The organism is Exiguobacterium sp. EF_C8 (assembly GCF_054956715.1).
Window position 1 is genome coordinate 607,752 of record NZ_CM143264.1, and the last position, 12,667, is coordinate 620,418.

General features: G+C 47.4%; 11 protein-coding genes and 1 tRNA gene. 9 read left to right on the plus strand and 3 right to left on the minus strand.

What is annotated here, in order from left to right:
• The first annotated feature begins 244 nt into the window (after positions 1–244).
• From argC to argF, 7 genes are read left to right on the plus strand one after another with little or no spacing between them, the layout of a single operon-like run.
• The gene (argC, locus tag ACY2IG_RS03210) at positions 245–1,276 is read left to right on the plus strand and encodes an N-acetyl-gamma-glutamyl-phosphate reductase (protein ID WP_290775359.1); all 1,032 of its coding nucleotides are present in this window, start codon (positions 245–247) and stop codon (positions 1,274–1,276) included.
• A gap of 30 nt (positions 1,277–1,306) precedes the next feature.
• Entirely contained in the window at positions 1,307–2,524 is a 1,218-nt protein-coding gene (gene argJ / locus ACY2IG_RS03215; protein WP_462618358.1) for a bifunctional glutamate N-acetyltransferase/amino-acid acetyltransferase ArgJ, read from the plus strand.
• Entirely contained in the window at positions 2,521–3,294 is a 774-nt protein-coding gene (argB, locus tag ACY2IG_RS03220) for an acetylglutamate kinase (protein WP_035412551.1), read from the plus strand. The genes argJ and argB overlap by 4 nt, the downstream gene beginning before the upstream one ends.
• Complete coding sequence (locus ACY2IG_RS03225) at positions 3,260–4,405, plus strand: acetylornithine transaminase (RefSeq protein ID WP_312067299.1); 1,146 nt, start codon at positions 3,260–3,262, stop codon at positions 4,403–4,405. The genes argB and ACY2IG_RS03225 overlap by 35 nt, the downstream gene beginning before the upstream one ends.
• A complete protein-coding gene (locus ACY2IG_RS03230; RefSeq protein ID WP_462618359.1) occupies positions 4,402–5,460 on the plus strand; it encodes a carbamoyl phosphate synthase small subunit in 1,059 nt (352 codons plus the stop codon). Before ACY2IG_RS03225 ends, ACY2IG_RS03230 begins: the two co-directional genes overlap by 4 nt.
• Positions 5,450–8,482, plus strand: coding sequence for a carbamoyl-phosphate synthase (glutamine-hydrolyzing) large subunit (carB, locus tag ACY2IG_RS03235; RefSeq protein WP_462618360.1), 3,033 nt, complete (start codon positions 5,450–5,452; stop codon positions 8,480–8,482). The genes ACY2IG_RS03230 and carB overlap by 11 nt, the downstream gene beginning before the upstream one ends.
• Complete coding sequence (gene argF / locus ACY2IG_RS03240) at positions 8,479–9,408, plus strand: ornithine carbamoyltransferase (RefSeq protein ID WP_462618361.1); 930 nt, start codon at positions 8,479–8,481, stop codon at positions 9,406–9,408. The genes carB and argF overlap by 4 nt, the downstream gene beginning before the upstream one ends.
• 53 nt (positions 9,409–9,461) lie before the next feature.
• Here argF and ACY2IG_RS03245 read toward each other — a convergent pair whose 3' ends face one another.
• Entirely contained in the window at positions 9,462–10,271 is an 810-nt protein-coding gene (locus tag ACY2IG_RS03245) for an MBL fold metallo-hydrolase (RefSeq protein WP_035412567.1), read from the minus strand.
• A 152-nt stretch (positions 10,272–10,423) separates the two neighbouring features.
• Positions 10,424–10,497 (minus strand) — tRNA-Gly (locus tag ACY2IG_RS03250).
• 169 nt (positions 10,498–10,666) lie between these two features.
• Here ACY2IG_RS03250 and ACY2IG_RS03255 point away from each other — a divergent pair.
• Complete coding sequence (locus ACY2IG_RS03255) at positions 10,667–11,212, plus strand: imm11 family protein (RefSeq protein WP_231496925.1); 546 nt, start codon at positions 10,667–10,669, stop codon at positions 11,210–11,212.
• Positions 11,209–11,628 carry a hypothetical protein gene (locus ACY2IG_RS03260; RefSeq protein ID WP_023467229.1) on the plus strand — a complete coding sequence of 140 codons (420 nt, stop codon included), beginning with the start codon at positions 11,209–11,211 and terminating at the stop codon, positions 11,626–11,628. The genes ACY2IG_RS03255 and ACY2IG_RS03260 overlap by 4 nt, the downstream gene beginning before the upstream one ends.
• A gap of 71 nt (positions 11,629–11,699) precedes the next feature.
• On the opposite strand, the gene ACY2IG_RS03265 is transcribed toward ACY2IG_RS03260, so the two are convergent.
• On the minus strand, positions 11,700–12,656 hold the full coding sequence (locus ACY2IG_RS03265; RefSeq protein WP_368915975.1) for an alpha/beta fold hydrolase: 957 nt from the start codon (positions 12,654–12,656) through the stop codon (positions 11,700–11,702).
• Between the last annotated feature and the right edge of the window lie 11 nt (positions 12,657–12,667).

The window sequence follows — 12,667 nt, forward strand, 5'->3', positions numbered from 1 at the left end:
TGATTTTTGTGGTAGTCGTTGCGATCATGGGTGCAGGCGTATTTGGGATCGATCATCTCGTAGCACAACGTGCTGAAAAGCGTTAAATGAGTGGATATAAAAGAAGTGTTGAAGGGGCTGTCTTATAGAAGACAATCACTTCAACGCTTCTTTTTTGCATAAAAACTAATAAAAATTCAATTGACAGTATAAATATACATATGTTTAAATCGGTATAACATTCTTTGAAGGGGAGCGTACAGTTATGAAATGTACCATCATCGGAGTAACAGGATACACCGGAATTGAACTATTAAGGCTATTAGAAGCACATCCTTCATTTGAAATCGTTTGTTTGATGAGTGATTCGATGGCAGGACAATCGATGAATGAGTTATTCCCATTCATGAATAAAAAAACGTATTCATTATTATCTTCCTTTTCCGTAGAACATTTAACGGAAACAGAGACAGACATAGTGTTCTTAGCGACACCGAGTGGAGTCTCGAAACAATACTTAGAACAACTTCAAAATTGGTCCGGTTACGTTATCGATTTAAGTGGTGATTTACGACTACCGTCTGAATCGTATGAAGCTTGGTATGATAAGGAACCAATTGATGCCCAGTTACAACAAAAAGCGACGTATGGTTTACCGGAATGGAATCGTCAAGCAATCAAAACGAGCAGATGGATTGCGAATCCCGGTTGTTATGCGACAGCGGTCCTTCTTGGACTAGCACCATTCGTAAAAGAGAAAAAAATCGATCCCTCTCAAATCATCATCCAAGCATCTTCTGGTCTAACGGGAGCAGGAAAGACGTTGACAACACAGACTCATCATGTCCATTCCAGTGAAAACGTTCGTTTATATAAAGTAAATCAACACCAACATATTCCAGAAATTGAACAGGCACTTTTGGAATGGACCGGTTCATCGTATCCGATCACGTTCTCGACGCAATTATTACCGATCAATCGAGGCATCATGGCGATCATGACGGTCCAGCCGTTCCTTGATCAATCAGAAGCAGAATGGCGATCCTGGTTGACGGAACAGTATGCAACGGAACCGTTTATACGTGTACAACACAGCGATCCGGAGATTAAGTCCGTCGTGGGTAGCAACCACTGTGATTTGACCGTCTATAAGGATGAACGGACAGGGCGCGTTACCATCGTTTCGGTCATCGATAATATGCAAAAAGGTGCTGCCGGACAGGCCGTTCAAAATGCCAACATTCTAGCAGGATTTGATGAAATGTCTGGTTTGACCCAACAACCGATCTTTATTTAAACACTTGGAGACGAAAGAGGAGGAACGCCTGTGTGGCAAGTACAAGTAGAGACCCCATTGACGATCACGACACCGAAGGGATTTCAAGCATCAGGGGTACACGTGGGGCTAAAGCGAAAGCGAAAGGATCTTGGTTTGATTTGGTGTGAGGAAGGAGCAAGTGCCGCAGCTGTCTATACGACGAATCAGGTGCAAGCAGCACCGATTACTGTGACGAAGCAAGCGATTCAGGCGTCACAAGGACGCATTCATGCCGTCCTCGTCAACAGCGGGAACGCGAATGCCTGTACGGGAGAACTTGGTCTATCACATGCGTATACATCACAACAAGCGTTAGCGACACATTTCGGGATCGCTCCTGAACAAGTTGTCATCGCTTCGACTGGGATCATCGGTCAACCGTTAGCCATTGATACGTTACTGGCAGGTATTCCACAGCTGATTCCTACAAATGACAAGGATGCCGCGAGTGATTTCGCCCATGCGATCCTGACGACCGATACCGGTACGAAAACAGCTGGTCAACAATACATGCAAGGGGATGTCCAAATTTCAGTCTGTGGTGTGGCAAAAGGGTCAGGGATGATTCATCCGAACATGGCGACGATGCTTGGTTTCTTGACGACCGATGCAACGATTGAACCGGATGTCTTACAGACATTGTTGCGTCGGACGATTCATCGGACGTTCAACTGCATTACCGTAGATGGAGACAGTTCGACAAATGACATGGTCATGATTTTAGCGAGCGGAGCTGCAGGGGGCGCAACGATCGTTGAAGGCACGGACGAAGCGTTAGCATTCGAACAGGCGATCGAAACGGTCTGTCAAGATTTAGCGAAACAGATTGCGCGGGACGGGGAAGGTGCGACGAAGTTGATCGAGGTGACGGTAAAGGGAACACAAACCGATGAAGTAGCGCGGATGGTCGCTAAACAAGTCGTCGGATCGTCTCTCGTCAAAACAGCAATCTTTGGGGAAGATGCGAACTGGGGACGAATCATCGCTGCTGTCGGAAGTATCAAGGAGCCGCTTGATGTATCAAACGTTGATATTAAAATTGGTTCGCAGTGGGTGTTACAACAGAGCATGCCTATTTTATTTGATGAAACAATCGCATCGCAGGACCTTGCGCAACAAGACGTCCGAATTCATATCAATTTGAATGATGGAGTAGGACAAGGACACGCCTATGGTTGTGACCTGACGTACGATTACGTCAAAATCAATGCGAGTTACCGGACATGACGAAACGAAAAGTTATCAAACTGGGTGGTAGTGTATGGGAGCAATTGGATGCGCAGTATTTCGAGGAATGGAAAGCGTGGGTCGAAACCGGTAACGAACTATTGATCGTCCATGGGGGTGGCCCACTTCTATCGAGTTACTGTGAACAAGAGGGAATCAAACCCGTGTTTCGAGATGGTGTCCGTGTGACGACGGATGGTGTGTTACTCGGGGCGCGACGGATCTTAGCAGGGGAAGTCCAATCCGGGATCGTCCAGCAATTGAATCAGGCAGGAATTCCAGCGGTCGGGATGAGCGGGTTAGACGGTGCGAGCGTCCATGGTAAAAAAGTCAAAGGACTCGGGGCAGTTGGTCAAATTACGCACATTCATCCACGATTGTTCACAGTGTTGAGTACGAATGGTTATGTGCCGGTCGTCACATCCCTTGTCACAGGGGAACAAGGTGTGTTGAACAGTAACGGGGATGCGTGTGCCATTGCTGTCGCGAAGGCTTGGTCCGTCGACCGATTTGAATTGTTGACGGATGTCGAAGGTGTAAAAGTAAACGGTGACTATCAATCAGAAATCACGTCTGCAGCTATCGAAGCTGCGATCGCGTCGGGAGAAATTTATGGGGGGATGATTCCGAAGGTCGAAGCGATGATGCAGGCCACTCAGCATGGTATTTCAGAGGTCGTCATTCGATCGGGAAAAAATGCGTTAGCTGCAGGGACACGAATCAAGGAGGAATTACATGAGTGCACTACTACCCACTTATCAACGTACTGATGTGGAATTGGTCAAAGGACAAGGATCGATCGTAGAAGATGCGACAGGAAAGACGTATCTTGATTTCATCATGGGAATCGCTGTATGCAACACAGGGCACCGTCATCCTTATGTTCAGCAACGGCTAGAGGAACAGTTGAACCGAATTTGGCATACGTCGAATCTGTTTCAAATCGCGGCACAAGAGCGGGTCGCCGAGCGACTGACGGAAGACAGTCATCTCAGTCATGCTTTCTTTTGTAACAGTGGTGCTGAAGCAAACGAGGCGGCGTACAAACTCGTTCGAAAATGGACAGGGAAAACAGAAGTTGTCACGTTTAAACAATCTTTCCATGGTCGGACATTTGCGATGATGGGCGCAACAGGACAGGAAAAAATCAAAGCGGGATACGGGGAGATGGTGAATGGATTCAAACATCTACCGTTTAACGAGATGGAAAGCCTATCAGCAATTACGGATCAAACTGCTGCTGTATGGCTCGAAATCATTCAAGGAGAGGGTGGGGTCGTCGTCGCTGACGATGCGTGGCTAGAAGCGTTGATGAAGAAGGCGCAGCAATACGATGTCAAAATCATCGTCGATGAAGTGCAAACCGGAATTGGTCGGACGGGTTCACGTTTTGCATTTGAGCAGACACCACTCGTACCGGATATCATCACCCTTGCGAAAGGACTTGGAAGTGGACTCGCGGTTGGTGCGCTACTCGCAACGGAAGAGGCAGCAGAAGTATTCACGCCCGGATCGCATGGTTCGACATTTGGTGGAAATCCACTCGCGATGACAGCTGCAGAAGCAACACTTGACCTCTTGTTAAGTGACACTGTCATGGCAGACATTCAAGAAAAAGGTGAATATTTACGTCAACAATTAGAAAAAAAATTACCCAAGTCGATCGTGAGTTCTATTCGTGGTCGTGGCTTGATGATTGGTATTGAATGTACGATGCCTGTCGCACCGCTGATTGACGGCTTACGTGAGAATGGTCTTCTTGTCGTTTCGGCTGGTCCTCATGTCATTCGCTTGTTGCCATCGTTATTCGTGACGGAACAAGAACTCACGCAAGCCATCGAAAAAATACAACTCGTTTGTCAACAGGAGGTCATCGTATGAAACAATCCGGAAAACTAACGCTTGCGAACGGAACGACGTTTACCGGTTCGTGGCAAGGAACAGTTCCAGTCAAAGGAGAAGTCGTCTTTTTTACTGGGATGACAGGATATCAGGAAGTCTTAACGGATCCATCTTATCAGGGGCAAATTCTTGTCTTCACATATCCGTTGATCGGTCAATACGGTATTCAAGCGGAGGCGTCAGAAAGCAACCAGATTCAAGTCGCTGGTGTCATCGTTCAAACTTTGGCTGAGGATGGGCAAGGAACATCACTCGCAAGCTGGCTAGGCGAAGCGAATATTCCGATTTTGTCGGGAGTAGATACGCGTTCCCTTGTACATCTATTACGGACAGAGGGCGACCAATTTGGAGACATGATGCAGGAGAATATGACAGTACCGGAGCCAGTAGACGCAGCATACATCGCTTCTGTGTCGACGACTTCAAACGTTGAATACGTTCCGGAAGTCGAAGAGGGTCATGTCGTCTGTATCGATTACGGTGTGAAACAATCGATGATCGATGCTTTGCTTGAACGGCATATGCGTGTGACGGTCGTGCCATACGATACGACACCGGAACGGATTCAAGCACTGGCACCAGACGGTCTGCTGTTTTCCAATGGACCTGGTGATCCGACGCAACTAGATCCATTCCTTTCAGAAATCCGTGAACTGGCGACGAGCTATCCGACACTTGGTATTTGTATGGGACACCAAGTTCTCGCTCATGCGTTCGGTTGTACCTTATTAAAACAACATCATGGACACCGAGGAGCGAATCATCCTGTACGTCATCTAGCATCCGGACAAGTATTCATGACGTCTCAGAATCATGGTTATGCCGTTGATGTTAAAAGCATCGAAGCGTCTGAGATGGAACTTGCGTATGAACACATCAATGATGGATCCGTTGAAGGATTGATTCATCCGGCTCTACCAATCATGACAGTCCAGTTTCACCCAGAAGCGAGTCCAGGACCGACAGAGGCGATGGTCGTCTTCGATCAATTCGTAAATACCGTATTACATCAGGAGGTAGCATATGTGGGATAAACAGAAAGTACTCGTCATCGGTTCGGGTCCGATCGTCATCGGACAAGCAGCAGAATTTGATTATTCCGGCACACAAGCCTGTCAGGCGCTTCGAGAAGCGGGATGCGAGGTCATCTTAATGAATTCGAATCCGGCTACTATCATGACGGATCCGAGCACGGCAGATCATGTCTACATTGAGGCGATGACTCTTGAAAAAGCAACAGCTATCATCAAACAAGATCGACCGTCCCATCTCCTAGCGACGGTCGGCGGACAAACGGCACTCAATCTTGCAATGTCACTCGAAGAAGCAGGAGTACTTGAGCAATACGGTGTCGAACTCCTAGGGACATCGCTTGAGACGATCCGAGACGGAGAAGATCGCGAACGATTCAAGCAAAAGATGATCGAGCTCGCGCAACCGCTCCCGGAAAGTCAAACGATCGAATCGTTAGCAGAGCTTGAAGAATTCATGGCAGTACATGGTGTCCCACTCGTCATCCGACCAGCCTTTACGCTCGGGGGAACGGGCGGTGGAATTGCGCTGACAAAGGACGAAGCACGTCTGCTAGCGCAAAACGGCTTACAAGCAAGTCCGATTTCACAGTGTTTGGTTGAAGTGAGTATTGCTGGTTATAAAGAAGTCGAATATGAAGTCATGCGTGACAGTGCAGATACGACGATCATCGTCTGTAACATGGAAAACATTGATCCCGTCGGTGTCCATACCGGAGACTCTGTCGTCTTTGCACCGATTCAATCGATTTCGGATCGAATGAATCAGCAATTGCGGACGGAAGCGCGTAAAATCGTGTCGCACCTCGGTGTCATCGGTGGATGCAACATCCAGTTTGCGATCCACCCGACGGAAGAACGCTACTTCGTCATTGAAGTCAATCCGCGTGTCAGTCGCTCTTCAGCACTTGCTTCCAAAGCGACGGGATATCCGATTGCGAAATTAGCGACGCGTCTTGCACTCGGTGAGCGACTCGACGACTGTATCAATCCTGTCACAAAGGAGACGATGGCGAGCTTCGAACCGACGATGGATTATATCACGGCAAAAGTGCCTTGTTTCCCGTTCGATCTATTTACTGGCAGTAACCGGACACTTGGTACACAAATGAAGGCGACCGGTGAGAGTATGGCGATGGGGAAGACGCTGGAAGAAGCGTTACAAAAGGCGTGGCGTGGTGCAGGAGTCGAGCAATCGCCTCTTTATCCGACATGGATGAAAACAGCGGAGGCTGGCGTATTGTGGAAAGAAATAAAAGCGCCGACGGACCGTCGTCTGCTCGCGATGTTAGCACTACTAGATCGTCAGGAAACGACCGTCGAAGAACTCGTCGAACAGACGAAAGTACAAGCTTTATTCGTCAAAGTACTCCAGCGCCTCGTCGATCAGCAACAAAAAATTGATTTATCGAATGAAAGTTCTTTAAAACAGACAAAAATGATGGGCTTCACGGACGAACAAATTGCCCTTCTGACGGGTGTCGGTGCTGTAGACATCGAGCACTTACGTAAAGAAAAAGGCATCCTTCCTGTCTATCATATGATTGATACATGTGCAGGAGAGTTCAAGAGTGCAACTCCTTACTTCTACGGAAACTGGAGTGGTCAAACGGAAGTCACTGCATCGACGAAAAAGAAAGTCGCTGTCATCGGTGCGGGACCCATTCGGATCGGTCAAGGAATCGAATTTGATTATTGTTCCGTTCACGCGGTACGTGCACTACAAGCATCCGGTTATGAAACGATCATGATCAACAATAATCCGGAGACCGTCTCGACCGACTTCGAAGTCGCAGATCGCCTATATGTCGAGCCGCTGACACTCGAAGACGTCATGCATGTCCTAGAAGCAGAGGATTGCCAAGATGTATTAGTCCAGTTCGGAGGACAAACGGGGATTGCGCTTGCGTCTGGTTTAGAGACAGCCGGTTATCATCTTCTTGGAACGACGGCAGCTGTCATCGATCAAATGGAAGACCGTGAGCGGTTCTATCAATTTTTAGATGACATCGGAATCGATCGTATTCCAGGACAAGAAGTGGCGACACACGAACAAATGATAGAAGTCGCAACAACGATTGGTTATCCGGTCATGATTCGTCCTTCCTATGTCATCGGAGGTAAAGGGATGCATATCATCCACGATCAAGAGCAATTAGAGACGATCGTTTCCGAATTAGCATTCCCTGTCCTTGTGGATGCCTACCTCCAAGGAAAGGAAATCGAAGTCGATTGCATTACGGATGGAACAACGACGTACGTTCCGATTTTGATGGAGCAATTGGAACGGGCAGGAGTTCACTCTGGAGATTCGACGATGATTCTACCACCTGTATCGCTCAGCGCTACCGTTCAGAGCGAAGTAGAACGAATTGCACAGATGATCGGGCAACGGATGGATTATAAAGGAGCGTACAATATCCAATTCGTCTTGCATGACGATCAGGTCTACGTGCTAGAAATCAATCCGCGTGCCTCCCGCACGTTACCGATCGTCGCCAAAGTAACGGGTCAACCAATCTTGCAGTGGGCAGTCCAAGCTGCTGTCGGTCAAGCGGTCGCACTACCAACAGAACAGACGAAACTTAATTTCCATGCCGTCAAGACCCCTGTTTTTTCAACGCTGAAACTACAAGGAGTCGATCCGAAAACAGGCCCTGTCATGCGTTCGACAGGTGAAACGTTGCAATGGACGACAGACGGACTGGCACTGGAGCGTTTCATTTTCGACGAGACGACGAAACGACATTTGACCGCAAGAGACATCATCGTTGCTGGAGCAGATACCGAGGCATTCGGAACAGGTGTAGCGTTAGATGAAACGATCGACTGGGCACAATGTGCGATTTTCTATTCACACGTGACAGAAGAAAAAACGAGTCGCGAAGCAGCGCTTGCTGCCGGAGTACAAGTTCTGACAGAACCTGAACTAGCACAGTATCATCTACAAGCGGTAGAAAAGTCCTCTTATGCTATTAAGCCACTTCATACATGGACAGAGCCGATCAAGGAGGAAGTAAAATGAAGACGATGCAACAACTGCAACATTTCTTGACGATGGCGGAACTGACGCCGGAAGCATTGACGGAGCTATTGGCACTCGCGAAAGATATCAAGCATCAACCAAGCGTTTACCAAAATGTATTAAGCCATAAAAAAGTTGCCTTATTGTTTGAAAAGGCATCGACGCGGACACGCCTATCATTTGAAGTGGGTGTTGTCGAACTCGGCGGGCATCCAATCGTACTGAGTGGAGCAGATATGCAAATCGGTCGGGGGGAGCCGCTTTCTGATACGATTCAAGTCATGAGCCGTTACGTCGATGCCCTCATGATCCGGACGTTCGGTCATGAGATCGTCGATACACTTGCGGCACATGGCACGATTCCAATCATTAACGGACTGACGGATTTGCATCATCCGTGCCAAGTCCTTGCTGACTTGCTGACGATCGAAGAGACATTCGGAACCCGGGCTGGAAAGATTTTGACATATATCGGGGACGGGAACAATATGGCGCATTCGCTAATGATTGGTGGAGCGCTCAGTGGAATGGAAGTCCGGATTTGTGCGCCAGCAGCCTATGCTCCTGATCCACAAGTCGTTCATGAGGCACAAACCATCGCGAAAGAAACCGGTGGAAATATCATCGTCATGACGGACCCTAAGGAAGCAGCGAGTGGTGCGGATGTCGTGTATACGGATGTCTTCGCAAGCATGGGGCAAGAGGAAGAAGCGACGATACGTCTGCAAGCATTTGAAGGATATCAGGTCAATGACGATATCATGAATCAAGCGAATGATGAAGCCATTTTCTTGCACTGCCTGCCGGCACACCGTGGGGAGGAAGTCACGGCAGACGTCATCGATGGCAAGCAATCTGTCATCTTCGATCAAGCCGAGAATCGTCTCCATGCACAAAAAGCGTTACTCGTCACATTACTTGGATAATCATAAAAGACTCGGTCGCCGATTTAGCGACCGAGTCTTTTGGTTGATGAAAGTTAATCGTAGTGACGCCGTGCTAATCGTTCCTCGTGTTCTTGTTTGACTTGTCGCTTATTTTTTTCGTGCAGACGTTTCATGAACGGAGTCGTTTGCCAGGATGGTGCCCAGTCAGATTCTTTTCCGGCACGGAGCGCGAGGATATAATCATAGCTCTGATGAAGTCGTTCAATCATCTCTGTTCGGACATCGCAAATGTGACCGTGTCCGGGAATCAAGAGTTTGACTTCATATTCATAAATGAACGACTCGAGTAGTTCGAGTGTCGTCAAATATTCAGAGGAATCGTGTTCAATCAAAGGGATTTCAACATCGGAAGCATAATCACCGCAGACTAACAAGTGAAGTGGCATGACGATGAAGGAAAGGTGAGTCGCTTCATGACCGGGCGTCATAAAGAAGATCAGCTTCGTCTGTCCAATCGTCAAAATCGTTTCAGACTCATGGATCACATGCGTCACATCTGGAAATAGCACGGGGGAGTCGATGTAAAATTCATCGTTAAAGTCTTGAACGGCTTTGAGCGCTTCTTGTCGATCGACATCGATGAACGGTTTAGAAGCGATGACGATGGCATCCGTAAAGGCGTAAGCACCTAAAATATGATCAAAATGAGCATGCGTATAGACGACATATAATGGTCGTTCACGACGCACGATTTCAACGTCTCGACGAATCGTTGCAATCTCATCAGGAAGCCAGCCAGGATCGACGACAATCAGACAATCAGGCGTCTCGATCAATGTTGAGGTCGTTTTCATAAGTGTACTTTGATAAATCGTCACGCCAGGCATTTTCATCTGAATCATACGAATCCTCCTTTACGAATCTCTATCTATATCGTTGTATACCCATAAATTCGTTGGAATCATCAGCAGAACCAATAAAAAAGACGACTCGCACGCCGCGAGTCGCCTGCCCTCTAGAGGGAAATGGTCCTAGACCTATGTTATGTCATAATTGGAGCGGGTGAAGAGAATCGAACTCTCGTCATCAGCTTGGAAGGCTGAGGTTTTACCATTAAACTACACCCGCGTATTGGCTACATGAAATATAGTAGCATAGCAAAGAGAGCATTTCCATAACTTTTATGAAAAAAGGCAATTTCTTTTGAGATTCAGTGTACAATAATACTAGTTAATCGTTTACACTGGTAATCTTGATTTGTAATATGGGTAAAGTTGGGTAGAGGAGAGAGTGTCTGGTGAATGAAGTAAGAGTTTGGAGCGAACAGCCGATGGGAAAAGGATGGGAAGCAATTTGTCATCACCAATTCGATCGTCATCGCTTATTGATAGGAGAGTGGTTCCATAACGTAGGTGTACTTGCTTTTTCCATCAATCAAGATGCGGACTTGCTACCGGATGTCCTTCCGAACACATTCGATCTGCCGCTCGTCTCGGAACGTGTGCAGCGAGTCATTGCAGCATATGCGCCCTTTTCTGTACAATGTCTCAAGGTACATCTTGAGACGAAGGACGGAGTGGTTCCGTACTATCTTCTCAATCTCTTATCTGTCAGTCGGATCGAACATTTACATACAACGGATGTATTCCGTCCGATTCCGAGACGGCGCGTCTATTTTTTGACAGAGCGACGAATCAGCGATTCGATATGTCCGCATCATCTTATGCGAGATGAGCGAACACATCGCATGTTCGTCTCTGCTCAACTCGCTCGACAATTCGAGCGTATGGCTGTGACGGGTATTCGCTTTGAAGAGATACAACGAATGGAGGAATTCAAATGAAACAGTACACAGTCGATCATTGGATCACGCTAGAATATCCAAAGGTATTTGAATATCAAGAAGAAGAAACATACGTCAGTTTTTATTCAACAGACGAAAATGCAATGGGCACGCTACAATTATCCATTTATGAGTCCGATTCAGAAGAACTGACACCGTATGAAGCGGCAGAACAAGAAATCAATCTGTTGGTAGAAGAGTTCGGCATCGAACTAACGGGAGCACTTGAAGTCCGCCGTAATTCAACAAAAGAAGCATTGCTAGCAGTAGACGGGAAAGAAGAAGATATCTTCTTACGCATCTATGCGTATTCAGACGGGGAACGGCTAGTCCTATTGACATACTCCGCAGAACGCGAGACGCTTGAAATCGAGGAAATCGAAGCGATGATTTCTTCACTAACTTGGATTCAATGAAGTACACAATAGATTGTTCAAAAGGCAGCAGATCCAAGGATCTGCTGCCTTTTTGTATCGATCGATATGACTTAAGAAGAACGAGAAGATGAGCGTGTAGCTGCAGGGTTGACTTGTTTATTCAACCAGCTCGCGATATCTGCGAAAACGCGGATACGTTCGAACTCATGGAAGAGCTCGTGGCGTAACCCTTTATAAATCGTCAGCTGTACGGCATCGACACGAACACGATTATACATATCAAACAGATGATGGACGCCTTTTCCGTCAAATGCGACCGCGTCATCGCCACCCGCAATGAGCAACAGTGGTAAGTGACGCGGATGCTGATAGATGGAGGCAAGTGCGTTGACGAGTTTCGTTGCGTGCAAGAGTTCATGGAAGAACCCAAGTGTGACCGTTTGACCGGATAAAGGATCTTCATCATAGCGCATGACGGATTGTGGATCCGAAGAGAGCCAGGCATTTTTCGATAGTGCCGGGAAGAAACGTAGATTATAGCGTCCGAAGACCAGTTGTCCGAAACGTTCAGCAAGATGTGTAGAAGAAAGCTGATTGATTTGGCGTTCGACGAGCTTTTCGCTGATGTTACCGAGTAAACCTGTGCTCGTCGGAGGGCCGCTCGCGATGATTCCTGCTACCGTGTGACCGAGTGTTTGACCAATCCGGCGAGCGATCAACGAACCAAAACTGTGACCGAAAATGAATACTGGTAACGTCGGGTAACGTTCTTTGATGTCAGAGACGAGTTCTTCTGCGTCCTGCATCAATTGATTAAAACCTTGATTCGGTTCAAGATGACCGAGTGTCCCGCGCTGTGCAGCTTGAGTTCCGAAACAGCGCAAATCTGCGATGATCGTGTGGTAATGATGAGCATAGAGGAATTCTGCGAATTCCTCATACCGTGCGCCATGCTCCATCATCCCGTGAAAGACGATCACGACTCCTTTCGAATCATGTGCTTCGAGGCTATGCAATGTCGTAGTATAGCCGTCAGAGGCTATCCAGTGTGAATGATCAATCGTCATGTAACTCATCC